The 17622-nt window shown below is 40.8% G+C and carries 16 protein-coding genes; 10 read left to right on the forward strand and 6 right to left on the reverse strand.

Annotation, left to right across the window (positions count from 1 at the left end):
- Positions 1 to 9 precede the first annotated feature (9 nt).
- The 3 genes from FTU66_RS05415 (at position 10) to FTU66_RS05425 (ending at position 1612) form a co-directional block, all read left to right on the forward strand.
- Positions 10 to 225 (forward strand): hypothetical protein, encoded by a 216-nt coding sequence (locus FTU66_RS05415; RefSeq protein WP_004976879.1) that lies wholly within the window; start codon positions 10 to 12, stop codon positions 223 to 225.
- Positions 226 to 404: 179 nt separating this feature from the next.
- Positions 405 to 890 (forward strand): GNAT family N-acetyltransferase, encoded by a 486-nt coding sequence (locus FTU66_RS05420; protein ID WP_180112441.1) that lies wholly within the window; start codon positions 405 to 407, stop codon positions 888 to 890.
- A 137-nt stretch (positions 891 to 1027) separates the two neighbouring features.
- Positions 1028 to 1612, forward strand: a complete 585-nt coding sequence (locus FTU66_RS05425) for a YceI family protein (protein WP_180112442.1) — start codon at positions 1028 to 1030, stop codon at positions 1610 to 1612.
- A gap of 230 nt (positions 1613 to 1842) precedes the next feature.
- Here FTU66_RS05425 and FTU66_RS05430 read toward each other — a convergent pair whose 3' ends face one another.
- On the reverse strand, positions 1843 to 3354 hold the full coding sequence (locus FTU66_RS05430) for an aldehyde dehydrogenase family protein (protein WP_180112443.1): 1512 nt from the start codon (positions 3352 to 3354) through the stop codon (positions 1843 to 1845).
- 245 nt (positions 3355 to 3599) lie between these two features.
- On the opposite strand from FTU66_RS05430, the gene FTU66_RS05435 reads away from it, so the two are divergent.
- Positions 3600 to 4781 carry a transcriptional regulator gene (locus FTU66_RS05435; RefSeq protein ID WP_180112444.1) on the forward strand — a complete coding sequence of 394 codons (1182 nt, stop codon included), beginning with the start codon at positions 3600 to 3602 and terminating at the stop codon, positions 4779 to 4781.
- Positions 4782 to 4828: 47 nt separating this feature from the next.
- On the opposite strand, the gene FTU66_RS05440 is transcribed toward FTU66_RS05435, so the two are convergent.
- Together FTU66_RS05440 and FTU66_RS05445 are read right to left on the reverse strand one after the other, a co-directional pair.
- The gene (locus FTU66_RS05440) at positions 4829 to 5824 is read right to left on the reverse strand and encodes an alpha/beta hydrolase (protein ID WP_180112445.1); all 996 of its coding nucleotides are present in this window, start codon (positions 5822 to 5824) and stop codon (positions 4829 to 4831) included.
- A gap of 246 nt (positions 5825 to 6070) precedes the next feature.
- Complete coding sequence (locus FTU66_RS05445) at positions 6071 to 7243, reverse strand: iron-containing alcohol dehydrogenase (RefSeq protein ID WP_004976867.1); 1173 nt, start codon at positions 7241 to 7243, stop codon at positions 6071 to 6073.
- A 456-nt stretch (positions 7244 to 7699) separates the two neighbouring features.
- Here FTU66_RS05445 and FTU66_RS05450 point away from each other — a divergent pair, with 456 nt between their 5' ends.
- The 5 genes from FTU66_RS05450 (at position 7700) to FTU66_RS05470 (ending at position 15153) form a co-directional block, all read left to right on the forward strand.
- Positions 7700 to 9703, forward strand: a complete 2004-nt coding sequence (locus FTU66_RS05450; RefSeq protein WP_180112446.1) for a hypothetical protein — start codon at positions 7700 to 7702, stop codon at positions 9701 to 9703.
- 103 nt (positions 9704 to 9806) lie between these two features.
- The gene (locus FTU66_RS05455) at positions 9807 to 11519 is read left to right on the forward strand and encodes an AAA family ATPase (RefSeq protein WP_019837405.1); all 1713 of its coding nucleotides are present in this window, start codon (positions 9807 to 9809) and stop codon (positions 11517 to 11519) included.
- 140 nt (positions 11520 to 11659) lie between these two features.
- A complete protein-coding gene (locus FTU66_RS05460; protein ID WP_179993816.1) occupies positions 11660 to 12643 on the forward strand; it encodes an ion transporter in 984 nt (327 codons plus the stop codon).
- A 283-nt stretch (positions 12644 to 12926) separates the two neighbouring features.
- Positions 12927 to 13847, forward strand: coding sequence for a LysR family transcriptional regulator (locus FTU66_RS05465; protein ID WP_131261626.1), 921 nt, complete (start codon positions 12927 to 12929; stop codon positions 13845 to 13847).
- Positions 13848 to 13977: 130 nt separating this feature from the next.
- On the forward strand, positions 13978 to 15153 hold the full coding sequence (locus FTU66_RS05470; RefSeq protein ID WP_180112447.1) for a CynX/NimT family MFS transporter: 1176 nt from the start codon (positions 13978 to 13980) through the stop codon (positions 15151 to 15153).
- Positions 15154 to 15238: 85 nt separating this feature from the next.
- On the opposite strand, the gene FTU66_RS05475 is transcribed toward FTU66_RS05470, so the two are convergent.
- Complete coding sequence (locus FTU66_RS05475) at positions 15239 to 15694, reverse strand: DUF441 domain-containing protein (RefSeq protein WP_179995309.1); 456 nt, start codon at positions 15692 to 15694, stop codon at positions 15239 to 15241.
- A gap of 159 nt (positions 15695 to 15853) precedes the next feature.
- Here FTU66_RS05475 and FTU66_RS05480 point away from each other — a divergent pair, with 159 nt between their 5' ends.
- On the forward strand, positions 15854 to 16576 hold the full coding sequence (locus FTU66_RS05480) for a pseudouridine synthase (RefSeq protein WP_131261624.1): 723 nt from the start codon (positions 15854 to 15856) through the stop codon (positions 16574 to 16576).
- A gap of 101 nt (positions 16577 to 16677) precedes the next feature.
- On the opposite strand, the gene FTU66_RS05485 is transcribed toward FTU66_RS05480, so the two are convergent.
- Together FTU66_RS05485 and FTU66_RS05490 are read right to left on the reverse strand one after the other, a co-directional pair.
- Positions 16678 to 17121 (reverse strand): GNAT family N-acetyltransferase, encoded by a 444-nt coding sequence (locus FTU66_RS05485; RefSeq protein WP_004976850.1) that lies wholly within the window; start codon positions 17119 to 17121, stop codon positions 16678 to 16680.
- A gap of 93 nt (positions 17122 to 17214) precedes the next feature.
- Entirely contained in the window at positions 17215 to 17571 is a 357-nt protein-coding gene (locus FTU66_RS05490; RefSeq protein ID WP_004976848.1) for a type II toxin-antitoxin system RelB/DinJ family antitoxin, read from the reverse strand.
- Between the last annotated feature and the right edge of the window lie 51 nt (positions 17572 to 17622).

Consider the following 17622-nt stretch of genomic DNA (forward strand, 5'->3'; position numbering starts at 1 on the left):
AGATGAGAAATGAGTTTGTACGAGCAAATTAATGATGAAGTCACTTTAATGGATGCGGGTGAGCAAAAGTGGATTGGACAAGATTTACCACTTGAAGCTATGGTGGCGGTAGAGTTGTTGTTACAGGATTTGGCTGAAGATCAGCAAATCAAAATTCGCCGTAAGAACCATGAAAAGCAATCAGGCTTAAAGCAAGTTGATCGTATTTTGATTGAGAAGCTTTAATCTATTGCGATGAATGCGGTGCATTAAATGGTGTATCGTCAAAAATAGCTTTATTCTATGCGTAGGGTAAAGCTTTTTTTATTGCTGAAAAATAGTTTATAAAATAGCCTAAGCATAATATGAATGATGCATAATTAGTAAAATGATTCGATGCAAAAATAATCAGGCAATATCAAAGCATGCAGACAACTATATTAGATCATCAATTTAAGCACATCGACATTGTCGCGTTAAGTGAAATCCAATTTGAGCAATGGCAACCACTTTGGCAGGGTTATCAGCAATTTTATCAGGTGCAATTAAGTGATGAGGTTACGCAAAATACGTGGTCAAAACTAATTAATCCACACAGGACGCATATTTATGGTTTTGCTGCCGTATATCAAACTCAAGTTGTGGCAATTGTGCATGTAATTGAACATGACAGTTGTTGGACGCTTAAACCTTATGCCTATTTGCAAGATTTATATACCTTGCCTGAGTATAGAGGGATGGGAATTGCTCAGCAGCTTATTCAGCAGGTGAATCAAACAGCACAACAGCGTGAATGTGATCGGGTATATTGGCTGACCCATGAAGATAATTTACAGGCACGGCAGTTGTATGATCGTGTCGCAAAAAGAACAGGTTTTATTCAATATCGCAGTCCTGTAACGGTGATGTAAAACGCGCACGCATATTTTTACAAATTTATCGTTTCAGTCATGCAACATACCGTTTTATCTTTAATCCTGTATTTGCAGCAAAAATCTATAAACTAAACCTTATTGAAAACGTATCAACACTTTTAGAGATGAACAATATGAACATGAAATCACTTGCTTTAGGTTTGGCTATCGCGTCTGCAGCAACAATGACAATGGCTAAACCAGTGGCTTATCAAATTGACCCAACGCATACTGCTACTGTATTTACTTGGGATCACTTCGGTTTTTCTACGCCATCAGGTAACTTCTCAGACATTCAAGGTACTATCAACATTGATGAGAAAAAACCGGCTAACTCATCTGTAAATGTGACGATTCCATTAAGCAGCATCAACACCAACGTAAAAGCTTTAGATGAGCATTTAATGGCAGCAGATTGGTTTGATGCAGCAAAATATCCAACCATTACTTTTAAAAGTACAAAAGTTGAAACTCAGGACAAGAAAAACTTTAAAATCACAGGTGATTTAACAGTTAAAGGTGTAACTAACCCAGTTGTTCTTGATGCAGTATTGAACAAACAAGGTCCACACCCAATGACGCAGGCAGCGACTGTTGGTTTTAATGCAACGACTTCATTCAACCGTTCTGCATTTGGTATTGCAAGCTATGTACCAAACGTGGGTGATAAAATTACTGTTAACATCACTACTGAAGCATCTGTAGCTGCAAAAAAATAAGCAGTTGTAATTTGATCAAAAAGCATCATTTTTTAAATGGTGCTTTTTTTATGTCTGTGATTTCATCTACATGACTTTGATGTTAGTAATTTTAGGTCTATGACTTGTAAATCTATGTAGATAAATGGCTTTTTCTGTTTTTCTTTTTGTCCATCTGTACATCCCAAATATAAAAAAATGCGAACCGAAGTTCGCATTTTCATTCATCATGTTGAGGTTAAAAGCTTAACTTAGAAGAAGCCTGCAGGTTTAGTTGAATAACTTACCAACAAGTTTTTGGTTTGTTGATAATGTTCTAACATCATCTTATGGTTTTCACGGCCAATACCTGACTTTTTATAACCACCGAAAGCTGCATGCGCAGGGTAGATGTGGTAACAGTTCGTCCAAACGCGACCCGACTGAATAGCACGACCTGCACGGTAAGAAGTGTGCGCAGAACGTGACCAAACACCTGCACCTAAACCGTAAATGGTGTCATTGGCAATTTTAATGGCTTCATCGAAGTCTTTAAATGTGGTCACAGACAGCACTGGGCCGAAAATTTCTTCTTGGAAAATTTTCATGTCGTTGGTGCCTTTGAAAATTGTCGGCTCAATATAGAAACCACTGCCAACTTCATGACGTTCACCACCACCTGTTAAGACTTGAGCACCTTCGGCACGACCTGTCGCAATACAACCCAAGATTTTGTCTTGTTGTTCTTGCGATGCCTGCGCACCAATCATGGTTTCAGTATCAAGCGGGTGACCTGTTTTAATACGTTTAACACGTTCGATGGCTTTTTCAAGGAAACGGTCAGCAATACTTTCCTGTACGAGCGCACGTGATGGACAAGTACAAATTTCACCCTGATTCAGCGCGAACATGGCAAAGCCCTCAAGCGCTTTATCTAGGTAGTCGTCATCTTGCGCCATAATATCTTCAAAGAAAATATTTGGAGATTTACCACCAAGCTCTAAAGTCACTGGAATGATGTTTTCAGTGGCGTATTGCATGATCAATTGACCGACCTGGGTTGAACCTGTGAATGCAATTTTGGCAATACGTGGATTAGTTGCCAATGGGCGACCGACTTCTACGCCGTAACCATTGACTACGTTTAGTACGCCTGCAGGCAATAAATCTTGAATCAGCTCGACCAAAACTAAAATACTAGCAGGGGTTTGCTCCGCAGGTTTAAGTACAATACAGTTACCCGCAGCCAAAGCAGGTGCAAGTTTCCATGTTGCCATTAAAATTGGGAAGTTCCATGGAATAATTTGTCCCACAACGCCCAATGGCTCATGGAAATGATAGGCGATGGTATCTTCATCAATTTCAGAAATTCCGCCTTCTTGGGCACGAATACAGCCTGCGAAATAACGGAAATGGTCAATTGCCAATGGAATGTCGGCAGCCAATGTTTCACGGACAGGCTTACCATTATCCCAAGTTTCGGCTACTGCCAATAATTCCAGATTTTGTTCTAAACGATCTGCAATTTTAAGCAGAATGTTGGAGCGTGTGGTTGGAGATGAGCTGTTCCATTGTGCTTTGGCTTTATGGGCTGCATCTAAAGCCAGTTCAATGTCTTCTACCGATGAGCGTGGGACTTTAGTAAATACTTTGCCATCTACAGGAGAGATATTTTCAAAGTATTCGCCTTTTACAGGGGCGACCCACTCGCCACCAATAAAGTTTTCGTATTGTGCTTTAAATTGAACTTTTGAACCGGGTTGATTGGGATCTACGTAACGCATAATTCTCTTCCTTTGATGGTTTTTTATAATCTGCCGTCATCTTTACCTTTTATCACAATCCTGTGTCTAAAATCAGGTTAAATTTACGGCTAAGGTATAAGGTACTTTAGTACGTTATTTGATTAGCATACCAATATAAGGTTGGAAAAAGGTTGGAAAGTTGCAGGTTTACAAGCAGCGAACAAATCCTTACAAAAGTAAGCAGTACAATGGATGTAATGCCCACAGGATTGTGAGAATCAGTCATGATGAAAAAACAAGATCTATTGGAAAAAAAACTGCATATTGAACGGTTTAGACAAAGCAGTAGTTTATCGCCGCTGCATGCGCAGCAAATTCAGCAGAGTATTTTAAATTCTTGGCAACGCTCTGAAATTGCAGAAATTCCTGTAGATCGGCAGGCTGCTCCGTTAAATTCCAGTTTATCGCATCCGCAAGGCGGTTCGGCTTTACAGAGAGCTGTGCAAAATTGCGCAGAAGATTTAAAACATATCGCGCAGCAGTCCGACATGGTGGCAGCCGTGGGCGATGTGGGCAGTACGATTATTTGGACGGCAGCGAGCGCTCAAATGCGTAATGTGGCGGAACGAGTACATTTTGTAGAGGGTGGACAGTGGCGTGAAGAGTTGGTGGGTACCAATGCTTTGGCTTTGTCACTCAAAACTCAGCAAGCCAGTTGTGTGTTTTCCAGTGAACATTATATGTCATCGTTACATGACTGGGTTTGTTATGCCGCACCAATTTTAGACCCACATTCCAAACAAGTGTTGGGCGTGATTGATTTATCGACCACTTGGAAAAATCATAACAGTTTGGGTTTGTTGGCAGCAGAGCGCTGTGCTTCTTTAATTCAAAATGCGTTGCTGGAACAGCAAAAACAGCAGCTTTATATTCGCGCGTTTCGTGTGCCACAGGTGTTATTTAATGGCAAAGTGGTGGTGATGACACCGCGTCAAATTGAAATATTGGTGATTTTGGCACTTTGCCCACAAGGCATGAGTTTAGACACTTTACACCAAGCACTATATGGTGAGCGTAAAGTCAGCATGGGAACACTAAAAGCTGAAATGTCGCAATTACGCGATATTTTAGGGGGGATGCTCGGCTCGCGTCCTTACCGAGTTTTGGCGCATATTGAAGCCGATTTTTTACAAGCTGAGCAGGCTTTAGATGCAGGTTATGTGCAGTCTGCCTTGCAAACGTGTGCAGGGGTATTTTTGGCGAAAACTGAAAGTCCATTTTTATGCGCATGGCGAGATTGTTTAGAATCACGCCTGAGTGATGCCATTTTTAATGCACAAGATACCGATGTATTACTAAAACATTTGGCACGCAGCCCTGAAGCGATTGACGCGGTGGAGCGTTTAATTGAATTGATGCCAAAGCATCATCCTGCACATCAAATTTTATTAAAATACCAAGCCTAAAGGACGACTCAAGTCATTTAGGCTTTCATTTCACTGTCCTTTAGTTTTTATAGCCCTTTGCGGTTTAACCAGTCAAACAAGGACTGATATACTTCCGCACGGACTTCGGGCGCAGAAAGCACCAAATCATGCATGCCATTTTCAATTTGGCAAAGCTGAATATCACCATGCATGTGATGCCCATATTTTTGCATATCTGCAACATCTAAAATTACGTCAGTGCGTTGCGCAATCTCATTCCATTGGCGTGGATAACTACTTTGACTCGCATGCATAATTAAGGTTGGTACACCCAAATGTACGCTAGCATGAATTTCTTTTTGCGCTTCATGAATTGCACGTACAAAACTTAATCGTACTTTAGGATAGCGCGGTTTTTTCCATTCCAAGTTAAATAGCCATTCACCATGATATTGTTTGTGTAGACTTGGTACATAAAATGGATTAAGGCGGCTTGGAAATTTCATTTCTGGCAGCAATTTGCCCAATTGGCTTAAACGAGGAATGCCGAATTTTTTCTCAATCTCGCTCATATTGAAATCATAAAAAGGGCTGTTGCACCATAAACCACGAATCAGTGGATGATTGGGATGATGTGCCACATACAACGTGGTGATTAATCCACCTGTTGAATGTCCCGCCAAAATCACTGAGTCATGTTCTTCTGCGGCAATTTGCTCAAGTGCAGCGGAAATTTCTGCATCATATTCAGACAAGCTGCGCACATTGTACCAATTTTGATGTGACAAATGCGAACGCCCATATTTACGTAAATCTAGGGCATAAAAGTCATAACCATGCTGATTAAACTGGTCTGCCATTTCTGTTTGAAAAAAATAGTCAATAAAACCATGAATATAAAGTACGGCTTTACGGGTTTCCTGTTCGGCTTTTTTGCGTACCAAGGTAGCAATCACTTTGCCTTCATAATCCGAAGGAAAATCCAGCGTCATTTGTTGGTAATCGGCACCCAAAATATCGGGTTGATAGCTTGGTGTTGTTTTTTGTTTTTTACTTAACAGCATAAGGTGTTCGTCATCCATTTTATTTTGACTATATCCTTGATGAGCTGTGCGCATTTGTCAAATTGAATTATGCAAACCCTCTGCATCTAAATCGCTTTAGTTTTATGCTGCGAGTTCATTTTGTTCTGAACAGCAAAAAAAGCAGAACGCATCTGAGATGGTTCTGCCAAAGGGAAGGATAAAAATAAAACAGCAACAGACGAAAATTGAAAAAAGGATGGGAGATGCTGAGCAAATCGTGATTCACTCAGCAGGAGATTCAAATTACATCGCGGCTTTAAAAATTTCGACCACTTGTGCATGATTGGCTTTACGTGGGTTGGTGAGCATGCAGGCATCTTTTTGTGCATTTTCAGCCATAATCGCCAAGTCATCTTCTTTAACGCCTAACTCTGCTAAACCTGTTGGAATACCAATTGAGCTAGATAATTCACGAATTGCATCAATTGCGGCATAGGCGGCTTCTGTGGTAGTTAATCCATCAGTATTTACCCCCATCAGTTCTGCAATATCTGCATAACGCTCAGGGCAGGCAATCAGGTTAAACTCGCAAACATGCGGCAATAAAATTGCATTACATACGCCGTGCGGCAAGTTGTAGAAACCACCGAGTTGATGCGCCATGGCATGCACATAGCCTAATGAGGCATTGTTGAATGCCATACCTGCCAAATATTGCGCATAGCTCATGGCATCACGTGCTTCAATATTTTCACCATTTGCCACAGCAGGGCTGAGCCACTGGCTAATCATACGAATAGCTTTTTCCGCACAGGCATCGGTAATAGGATTGGCTGCAGTTGAAACGTAGGCTTCTACAGCGTGAGTTAAAGCATCCATGCCTGTTGCTGCGGTTAAACCTGCAGGTTTGGCAATCATGAGTTTTGGATCATCAATGGCGATGAGTGGTGTGCAGCGCCAATCGACAATTGCCATTTTAACGTGCGTGTCAGTGTTGGTAATGATACAGAAACGGGTCATTTCCGATGCTGTACCTGCTGTGGTGTTAATGGCAATTAGCGGGGTCATTGGCACGGTACTTTTATCAATGCCTTCATAATCACGAATATGCCCACCACCTGCGGTAACTAAGCCAATGCCTTTGGCGCAGTCATGTGAAGAACCACCACCTAAAGACACAATAAAGTCGCATTGATTGGCATTGTAGGCATCGACACCTTTATGTACGTTAATGTCGGTTGGGTTTGGCTCAGCACCTGCAAAGATATGGCTAGCAACGCCTGCTTCGGTGAGATAGCCTGCAATGGTATCGGCTACGCCAAATTTAAACAGTCCTTCATCTGTCACAATCAGGGCTTTTTTAGCACCTAAATTTTGCGCTCTTACGCCAATTTCTTTGGCACAACCAGGGCCGAAGAGAGACACACAAGGAATATAAAAACCGTTGGTTTGATCTGCAATATTTTTAAAAGCCATGCTCAGATTCCTTCTTGCATTGGGTATTGGAATAATGTGTTGTTATCGCGGTGTTGAACCGTGATTTGAGTATTCAATACTTTGTGGTGAAATCCTACCTACCAAACACCAACCCTATTTTCTGAGTAAATAATGCAAACTAATCAATTGAAACTTATTTGTTTTTTAATGGGTTTTTATTTTTTCTGAAGTTGTGCGCAGGCTATAGGCAAGGGCTTAAATCTTGTTTATAGTGTTTTTGTATCTCTAATTTTAAGGTGTAGATACCGTTCACATAAATTTCAGGTGTAATTCAATTAATAAGTGGCTTAAGCTCGATTGAAGAATTGTCCACTTTTTGCAGATGGAAATAAAAAACAAAAAATAGGGATGTATCACGAGATGGGTCTAGTCGGTGCAATCAAATAAAAATAAGATGACACTTAGATAGACCACACTTAAGCATGAGGAGCGTATATGCAGCCAATTTGCCAGCATAGCCAGTTGCATGCCGTTGCACAGCAATTGGTTCGTATTTCCAGTGTGGCCGCAGAAATCTATCAAGATCAAATGGATTTGGTCGGACATTTTACAGCACAAAATTTGTTTCGGATCGATCCTTTGCAGCATCGGGTCGAATTGCTGAATGGTCTGTTTAGTCTTGAATTTTATCCGCCAAAATCGCATACAAATTTAATAGAAACTCACTTTGAATTTGCGGGGAAACAGCAAGAAGCATTTGAAGATTTTTTCTTACATGATCTGCATTTTTTGACTGGGGATTTAAAACCGCAGCATTCTTTATTTTTGCGTAATCAGGCGCAGCAATTGCGACAATTGATTCTGCAGCAAGTTTACCTGTGGGTAGATGGTGCAGCACGGGTTAAGCAATTGTTATTGCATTTAGATGCAATGCAGGCACAAATTTTAGATCAGGCATTAATGCAGGCAGACGATCAGTATCAACCAGTATTGACCAAATTTGTGCAGCAAGGGCAGCACATTCCTGAAGATGTTTTAACTAACTTATCGATGCTGTGTGCTTTGGAATTTGTAGAGGGTGAAACCTTTTTGCCAGTGCAAGCACTGATGCAAAGTTATGATGATTTTTGTTTTAGTGCGGCAGAATTTTTACCTAAAGCCATGCATCGTATTTTAAGTATTTCATTTCCTGAACGATTTAATTTGCAGGATTTAATCGATCATCAGGATGATATTCGGTTGTTGTATCGACATGCCGAAGAACATGGGCATTTATTGGGTTTTGCGCGTTTAATGCACCGTGAGGTGTGGCAGCGTTCCGATGCTTTGGCGAAACCGCATTTTTTAAAATCTTGCCCTTTAATTTGGCAAAAGAAAGTCGCCAAACTGCCGTTATTTGATTATCCACGAGCGGTGAACTGGCTGTTTAAACAGTCTGCACAAGTGTTGGATTGGCTCAGTTTAAATATGCAGCATACCAGTGTGCGGGTCGCAGTGACTGCGCTCAGTTTTGTCGATTGTAGTCAGGCACATCCGCGTATTATTTTAGCGACATTGCAATATTTTCAATATTCTGCGGCGCGTATGTTTATTCAAAGCTGTAATGTGTATGCGACACAGCAGGCATGGTTTGCGCATGCACATAATGTCAGTCTAATGCCACATGGTGAAAAGCAATCTGTAGATGATCCACGTGTTGCGATTAGTCCTTCTATTTTGTATTTGGATGAATGGATGACTTTGCTGAAAACCGTGGCGCAACACGATGAGCATTTGGTCAAGCATGTATTTCGGCGTTTAAGTCGTGTTATGCAAAGTTATATGTTGTATTTACAGCAGATCACCCAAGATTTACCGACAGCTTTGTTGGACTATATTCAGTCTGATAGTCAGCAGCAACGTGACTTTTATACGGTATTGCAGCGTTATCAGATTCAGCCTGATGATTTTCGGCAGCGTTTTTATTTACGTGCGCACAATACACGCGTTTCAGTATTTGACAGTTATGTGCGTGACTATTTACTGGAGTATTTTGCAGCGCATACGCATATTCCAAAAAGTTTGAGTTGGTTGGGGTTGTTTCATCAAGCGGTGCATTGGCATCAACAAGTGTATAAAGCAGAGCTATTTGCCAAACTGAAAAAAGAAATTCCATGTAGCACATGGCAGGCGAAAAGCCCGCAGCAAATATTGTATTTTTCGGGTTGGTGTTTTGAAGAACTGACCGATTTAGACCGTATTATTGAAGAATCGAAAAACTTTAAACACTGTTTGGCACTGAGCTATGCCAAAGCCATGAGTGAAGGACAATATGTGGCATTTCACATGGCATCGCCACATTATGCGCAGCAATTGACCATGGGCTGTCACTTTAGAAATGGGCAACTTGTGTTTGATCAATTGGAATATCCTAATAATCAAAAAGCAGAACAATTGTTGGTTACCATCGCAGCGCAGTTTATTGCATGGCTGAATCCACAATTACCATCAAAGTCATAAGTTACAAGTCATAAGACAACTGTTGTCGTGTTCACGGACTTGAGCCTTAACTTTTGGCTCAAAACTCGTTAGGCTATAGCCGTTCAATCATGGTATAGGTCTTATGAAACAGGAAACTGCACTTAAACTTTTAAAAGCAGGCGAAAATGTCTTTTTAACAGGCTCGGCTGGTGCGGGTAAAACCTATACCCTGAATCAATACATCAATTATTTAAAAGCGCGTAAAGTGCCCGTGGCAATTACGGCATCTACAGGCATTGCAGCAACGCACATGAATGGCATGACCATTCATACATGGGCAGGCATTGGTATTAAAGATTTTTTGTCCGATGCCGACCTGAAAAATATGAAAGAGCGCAAATATCTCAAAGAACATTTAGAAAATGCGCAAGTGCTTATTATTGATGAAATTTCGATGTTGCATGCCAAACAACTGAATTTGGTCAATCAAGTTTTAAAATATTTTAAAGACAGTGATGACGCTTTTGGCGGCATTCAAGTGATTGTCGCAGGAGATTTTTTCCAGTTACCGCCTGTAGGAAAAAACGATGAGCGCAATCGTGACAAGTTCTGTTTTATGTCAGAGGCGTGGGTCGAAGCTAAATTTCGAGTCTGTTATTTAACTGAGCAGCACCGTCAGGGCGATGACTACTTAAATGACATTCTCAATGCAATTCGTGCACAAAGTATTGATCATCAACATATTCAGGCTTTGGAGCACACCCGCCATCAAGATATTGGCGACACTTTCACACGTTTATATACGCACAATATGGACGTGGACAATATCAACTTTAAGCATCTGAATGAAATTGAAACTGAGAGCAAGCAGTTTGATGCCGTGTGTGATGGCAATGAAAAGTTGATTGAAACGCTGAAATCATCCGTACGTGCGCCTGAAATTTTAAATCTAAAAAAACATGCCAAAGTGATGTTTGTTAAAAACAACTTCGATATGGGCTATATCAACGGCAGTTTGGGCGAAGTGATTGGCTTTGAAGAAGATGACGATCACGGTATTTTGCCTAAAGTAAAATTGACCGATGGCACAGTATTACTGGTCGAGCCTGAAACTTGGTCGGTGGATAATGATGCAGGCAAAACCATTGCCAGTTTCCAGCAAATTCCGCTGCGTTTGGCATGGGCAATTACCATCCACAAATCACAAGGTATGACCTTAGAAGCGGCAGAAATCAATCTTAGCCATACTTTTGAAAAAGGGCAGGGTTATGTGGCGTTGTCACGATTAAAATCGTTAAGCGGTTTGCGTTTATTGGGATTTAATAGCCAAGCTTTGGAACTCGACAGTTTAGCGATTAAGGCTGACCGCCGTTTTCAGGAATTGTCTGAAGAAGCTGAAACGCACTATGAGCTGATGGATTTAACACCACAACATAATGCATTTATTCGTCACTGTGGTGGCACGTTGAACGAAACCGAAATTTTGCGCAATGAAAAGAAAATTGCCAAAGGTGGAAAAACCAATTATGCGACTGCCACGTTAGATGAAACCCGCGCTTTATTTGAAGAAGGTTATGATATTCAGGATATTGCAGTAGAGCGAGGTTTAACTCCTGCAACTATTATCAACCATTTGGCACGTTTGCAAAAAGAACAAAATCTGGATATTTCAGTGGCACATCCAGGTGAAGAAGTGGTGGAAGAGGTCCGTAAAATTTATAAGCGATTAATGAAGCGTCAAAATGCAGAGCACTTCAGCGATGATGGCGCAATTAAACTGCGCCCGATTGTTGAAGCGACTAGTCCACGCATGGGCTATGATCAGGTGCGTTTAGCATTGCTGTTTATTCAGTAGTTTAGTCATTTGGATAATGATGACTTATACTGCAATTCTGCATTAAAAATGCCCGCTTAACGTCACATAAAATACTATCGTTTTGAGAAAAACTTCGGTTAAACTGCCATTACTGTAAGCCTTAAAATATAATATTCGGTATGGCATTTACACCGTGGTACACATTTCGAAAATTTGTCTATAACAACTTACACGACGATGACTATGAAACATGGTTTAGTCGTTGCATTAACTATTTTTTAATTTTACTGATTTTAAGCAATGCCAGTGCGGTTATTTTAGAGTCGGTGAATGATGTCTATCTTGCCTATCAGGTATTTTTTGACCATTTTGAAAACTTTTCCATCGCAGTGTTTACGCTTGAATATTTGCTGCGGATTTGGAGTATTGCCGAAAAAGACCCGTTTATTTCGCCGTGGAAACAGCGTGTAAAATGGCTTACCAGCGGTGGGGCAATTATAGATTTGTTGGCGATTCTACCTGCTTATATTAACTTCTTTGTGCATCTAGATTTACGGTTCCTAAGAATTTTACGTTTGCTGCGTTTGTTAAAACTGACACGTTACTTTGTATCATTGCAAATTTTATTAAGAGTGATCGAACGGGAAAAAGGATCATTTCAGGCAGTCATTTTTATTCTCTCTATTATGATTGTGATGTCTGCCGCAGGTGTGTATGTGGTGGAAAGCAAGGCACAGCCTGAAGCCTTTAGCTCAATTCCCGCTTCGATGTGGTGGGCAGTGGTGACTTTAACCACAGTCGGTTATGGCGATGTCACACCAATTACCCCTTGGGGCAGAATTTTAGGTGCGTTAATTACGGTATTGGGTGTCGGCTTGGCAGCATTGCCTGCAGGTATTTTAGCCACAGGTTTAGCCAACGAACTTGAACAACGTAAGCAGCATTTAGGGTTGAAATTTAGAGAGCTATTGCAAAATAGTGAGATTGATCTGTTAAATGATCAAGAAAAAATTGAAGATTTACGCAAACAAGTCGGTTTAACCACTGAGCAAACCCAAGATATTTTATTGCAGTTAATTCGTGAGCGTCGTGAAGAAGAGCTGCGTTTAGAACAGGAGCCTTATAAATACTGCCCACATTGTGGAGAGAAGTTGTCGGAGTAAGCGAGGCTTGGGTTAAGAATTTCAATTCTAGTTTGGCTCTGCACGTTGGAGGCCTAAAACATGCTTGCTGAAAGCCATATTATTTTTATGGAATTGTATTGATTTCGTAGTAAATATCATCGAATAAAAACTAAGATGAAGAAAACTCATTATTTACATGCTAAGATTAAATTAATTCATTATTAAATTGAATCATGTTTGGCTTTGTTTCTTATTTTGCAAAATAAAAATGCGACCTAGGTCTAAACATGCAGTCAATAACTTGAAAAACTAGGAACAAGCAATGCTTGAAATTCGCCACTTAAAAACGCTATCAGCCCTGCGTGAACATGGTTCTTTGGTTGCTGCCGCCAATGATTTATGTCTGACGCCATCTGCCATTTCTCATCAACTCAAAGAACTAGATCATTGGTATGGCGTAGAAGTGGTGAACCGTCGTAGTCGCCCTGTGACATTTTCCAATGTCGGACAGCGTTTATTGAAACTGGCGGATGATGTCCTGCCACAAATTCAAATCACCCAAACTGATATTACCCGCATTGTGCATGGTCAAACGGGGCGAATTATTTTTTCTTCGGAATGTCATAGTTGCTTTGACTGGTTGATGCCGCTGCTGAATCAATATCGTCAGCAATACCCTGATGTAGATTTAGATTTTGCTTCAGGTTTTGAAGCCAATCCGCATGAATTATTGCAAAACGCAGAATTTGACCTATTGATTACTGCAGACCCGATTGCCTTAAAAGGTATCGAATATTTTCCAATTTTTGAATATGAATCGCGTTTGGTGTTGTCAAATACTCATCCTTTAGTACGTGCCGAGCGCATTACCGTACAGGAGTTGGCAGAAGAAACCCTGATTACCTATCCTGTCGATAAACACCGTTTAGATATTATGTCTAAGCTATTCATTCCAGCCAATATTCAGCCAAAAGCTATTCGTACTACAGATTTAACCCAAATGTTGATTCAACTGGTGGCGAGTGGGCGAGGGATTGGCGCATTGCCAGATTGGGTGGTGAATGAATATGAGCAAAAAGGCTGGGTAACTTCACGTCGTTTAGACTGCGTTGCTGCGGGAGGATTACGCCGTACCTTGTATGCGGGTTATCGTAGCGAAGAAAAAGAAAAGTGCTATTTTGAAGGCTTTTTGAAGCAATTAGAGAAATTTTCCCAAAAACGCACGCAGTATTATTCAAGTTAAAAATCGTACGATCAGCATCGTAAAGAGAATGCTAATTTATCGCTAAAAACACTAAGCTCATCTAAATCTCCACTAAAAACAGTGAGATGTTCTTGCTAAGCTTGCCTTGCGAAAATTAAGGGAGAGCGCAGTGAGTTCGGTACGTTGGCTGACAAAGGATTTGTGGATTGTTGCTGCGGGTTTTATGGCAGCAATGCATATTGGCAAGTTGCCACCGACTGTACCCATCCTACAAGCTGAACTCGGAGTTAGTTTGGTTCAGGCAGGTTTTTTGCTGTCTTTGGTACAAGCTGCTGGCATGTCTTTGGCGTTGTTGCTAGGCAGTTATACCGCAAAAATTGGCTTAAAACGCTGTGTACTTTTGGGTTTGTCTTTATTGGCAGGTGCAAGTTTTGTTGGTGGTTTTGTACATAGCTTTTCCGCACTATTAAGTCTGCGTGTAATTGAAGGTTTTGGCTTTTTACTGATTACACTCAGCGGCCCTGCATTTATTCGTCAACTGGTTGCAGTGGAGCAGTTGCCTGCCAAAATGGGGCTGTGGAGTGCCTATATGGGCGGTGGGATGGGTATTGGTTTACTAAGTACGCCGTTTTTACTGACCATCTTGGATTGGCAAGGCGTGTGGATGTGTTTGGGATTGTTATCCTTTGCGCTCGCAATCATCATTTATAAAGCCGTACCGAGTGTGCAGATCAGCACGCAAGCCATTGCCATCTTTGAACTGATTAAAAGCACTTTGAGCCATCCACCCGCATGGATATTGGCTTTGGTTTTTGGTGTTTATGCAGGGCAGTGGTTCAGTTTGGTGGGTTTTTTGCCGACCATTTATCAGCAATATCAAATATCTTTACAAACCGCAGGTGTGCTCACAGCTATGGTTGCAATGGCAAATGCGGTGGGTACATTTGTATGTGGGTTGTTATTACAGCGTGGGCTGAGAGCGCAAGTGTTGATGCAAATGGGTTTTGCGGTATTGATGCTATGCGCACTGAGTTTTTATATTTTGCGTGATGTTTTACCATTCATTGTGCAGTTTTTATTGGTCATCCATTTCTCTTTATTTGGTGGTTTAGTCGCAGCTGTGGTATTTGCGCAAGTACTTAATTTTGCACCACAACCGATTGCGATTAGTACCACCGTAGGTTTGGTGTTGCAGTGCTCGGCAATTTCACAATTTTTATTGCCGCCTGTGGTCGCAGCTATCGTATCTGCCACAGGAACATGGCTTTGGGTTGGTATTTTAATGGCCGTTTTATCTGCAATGGGAATGATATTAACATCTATCTTGTTTCGCAAAGTGGCTTAGATTTGGATGGTTTTTATTGAAATTGGTTGATACAAGACGATGAATTCAAGCAAAACCATCTAAACCAAGCGTCCCTAAATCTATGTTAAGAATAGCCAATAAACAAGGTGAGAATTCCTGCTGCAATCAGTGGTCCCACAGGCACGCCACGTAGCACAGCAACACCTGCGACTGTACCAATCAATAAGCCTGCGACCACATCAGGCTGATTGGTCATGAGCTTGACACCACGCCCGCCTAACCATGCCACAAAAACACCAATTGCAATCGCAAGTAAAGATTTCCAACTCAGGAAAGATTTTAGAATTGCTTCGCCTGGAAGTTTGCCACTGGCAATGGGTGTCAGTACGCCAATGGTGAGAATGATAATGCCCAGATTTAAGCCATGCTGCTGCAATAGTGGGAAAAATTCACTTAGCGGCGTAATTCTAAAAATAATCAGTACTGCTGCGGCAATGGTCACAGCCGTATTTTGGCTAAAAATACCGCATGCGAGTAGAACGATCAGCACCATCAGGTTAAGGTCTAATTGAGAGAGCATGGTGATCCATAAAAGGGGAAATAAATTGGAAAAGTGCAGTTATTGTAACTGTTTTGAACTACAAGCGGGCAAGGTACGCAATGTGTTCAGAATTTACGGTGTATTTGGTTTAGAATAGCAGCAAATATATTTATACTTTTTATCATTAGGTCGCTCATCATGTTGTTGGAAAAAATGTTGCAATCACAAGGCTTTGGATCACGTAAACATTGCCAACAACTCATTAAAAATGGTGCAGTCACCATTATGGGCGAAACCCAGACCAATCCTAAATTCGCGATAAAAATTGCGCCTGAAACGGTTTTGCAATTTTCGGTGTATGGGGAAAATTATCAATATCGTGAAAAGGTCTATATCGCCTTACATAAACCACAAGGCTATGAGTGTTCGCATCAGGCGACCCATCATTTTAGTGTGTTTGACTTGTTTGATGATGTATTGCTGAATCGTGGTTTGCAGTGTGTTGGACGCTTAGATCAGGACACCACAGGGCTGTTATTGCTGACGGATGATGGACAGTTTTTACAAGCATTGACCCATCCTAAAAAGCATGTGGCAAAAGTGTATGCTATGCACACCGCAGACCCGATTAATGCAACACAAATCCAGCAACTTGAGCAGGGTGTCGCATTGCGCAATGAATCAGGGACATTTGCTGCAACAGAGGTACAACAGCTTGCTGAACATGAATTGCAGATGACCATTCATCAAGGTGTTTATCACCAAGTTAAACGTATGCTGGCAGCAGTGGGCAATAAAGTAGAACAATTACATCGTCAGCAAGTTGGTGCATTAAACTTGACTGATTTGGCTTTAGATGTGGGTGAATGGATGTATTTAAGCCCTGAACATGTCGAGTTGGCAAAAAGCCGTATGGAATAACATGAGTTTAGCTGAGCTTTCATCAATAGTTTATGAGCAATGGCTTGGGCTAGGTTAAATTTAAATCCATTGTCTAACTCTGCAATCGTCAGATCAGATGACTATTTTAAAAAGCAGTGATAGGTTTGAAATTCATCATCTTTGACAAAACCCATCTTTTCATACAATTGGTGGGATTGGTAATTACTTTTCTGTGTTTCAAGGCTAATCCGTAGCGCATTTTCATGTCGTGCAAATAAAATTGCAGTATCAATGAGCTGTTTGGCCGAACCTTGTCGTCTAAAAACAGGGGTGACATAAACGTCATCTAAAATATAGTAGGTCGAGCAGGCAACCGAAGAAAAGCCTAAATAAAGTAATACAAATCCAGTGATTTTTTGATCTTTGATATGAATGAAAATCACACTTTCCTGATTTTCAAAACGCTGTTTTAAGAATGCTGCTGAAAGGCTTAAATTCGAGGATGCACCATAAAACTGACGATACTCATCGAACAATACAGCAAGCTGGTCTAAGTCTTCTAAAGTGGCACGTCTTACAATCATTACGATACTCCATGCTTTTTTATTGTCCTTGCATGAAGCATAGCTAAGTTTTTAAAGTAAATTTTTAAAGAATTGTTTAAAAATGCAACACTGTTAATTTTTGTCAGTTTCACCCAAAATTGCATTGAGTTCATCAAACAAGTCTAGATGTTCATCATCCAGTTCAAAATCTTCAACACTATTATTGCCAGTTACAGATGCTTCATTGCTTGGGGTTGCATCCACTAGCGTTGCTTTTTGCTCTTGTTTTAATTTGCGTAACTTAATCAATTGTTCCAGATTAATATTCTGATTTTCAATTGAAAAGGGAATTGATTTAGTCAGCACGACTTGCTTAAAAAACAAACGTACCGCTTGCGCAGGCGTAATCCCCAACTGTTTAAACACAGCAAAGGCTTGTTTTTTCTCTTGAGAGTCCAAGCGTACTTGATAGACTTCAGTTTTTCTCATAATTTTTAATAGAAGGAAGTAGATTTAAATTTTAGCAATATTGTAAACAAT

This window comes from Acinetobacter sp. YH12131, assembly GCF_013418635.1.
GTDB classification, from domain to species: domain Bacteria; phylum Pseudomonadota; class Gammaproteobacteria; order Pseudomonadales; family Moraxellaceae; genus Acinetobacter; species Acinetobacter towneri.

Bases quoted from the DNA above. Each gene is read 5' to 3' on its own strand.
- FTU66_RS05415 (WP_004976879.1), top strand. From the start codon at position 10: ATGAGTTTGTACGAGCAAATTAATGATGAAGTCACTTTAATGGATGCG.
- FTU66_RS05420 (WP_180112441.1), top strand. From the start codon at position 405: ATGCAGACAACTATATTAGATCATCAATTTAAGCACATCGACATTGTC.
- FTU66_RS05425 (WP_180112442.1), top strand. From the start codon at position 1,028: ATGAACATGAAATCACTTGCTTTAGGTTTGGCTATCGCGTCTGCAGCA.
- FTU66_RS05430 (WP_180112443.1), bottom strand. From the start codon at position 3,354: ATGCGTTACGTAGATCCCAATCAACCCGGTTCAAAAGTTCAATTTAAA.
- FTU66_RS05435 (WP_180112444.1), top strand. From the start codon at position 3,600: ATGATGAAAAAACAAGATCTATTGGAAAAAAAACTGCATATTGAACGG.
- FTU66_RS05440 (WP_180112445.1), bottom strand. From the start codon at position 5,824: ATGGATGACGAACACCTTATGCTGTTAAGTAAAAAACAAAAAACAACA.
- FTU66_RS05445 (WP_004976867.1), bottom strand. From the start codon at position 7,243: ATGGCTTTTAAAAATATTGCAGATCAAACCAACGGTTTTTATATTCCT.
- FTU66_RS05450 (WP_180112446.1), top strand. From the start codon at position 7,700: ATGCAGCCAATTTGCCAGCATAGCCAGTTGCATGCCGTTGCACAGCAA.
- FTU66_RS05455 (WP_019837405.1), top strand. From the start codon at position 9,807: ATGAAACAGGAAACTGCACTTAAACTTTTAAAAGCAGGCGAAAATGTC.
- FTU66_RS05460 (WP_179993816.1), top strand. From the start codon at position 11,660: ATGGCATTTACACCGTGGTACACATTTCGAAAATTTGTCTATAACAAC.
- FTU66_RS05465 (WP_131261626.1), top strand. From the start codon at position 12,927: ATGCTTGAAATTCGCCACTTAAAAACGCTATCAGCCCTGCGTGAACAT.
- FTU66_RS05475 (WP_179995309.1), bottom strand. From the start codon at position 15,694: ATGCTCTCTCAATTAGACCTTAACCTGATGGTGCTGATCGTTCTACTC.
- FTU66_RS05480 (WP_131261624.1), top strand. From the start codon at position 15,854: ATGTTGTTGGAAAAAATGTTGCAATCACAAGGCTTTGGATCACGTAAA.
- FTU66_RS05485 (WP_004976850.1), bottom strand. From the start codon at position 17,121: ATGATTGTAAGACGTGCCACTTTAGAAGACTTAGACCAGCTTGCTGTA.
- FTU66_RS05490 (WP_004976848.1), bottom strand. From the start codon at position 17,571: ATGAGAAAAACTGAAGTCTATCAAGTACGCTTGGACTCTCAAGAGAAA.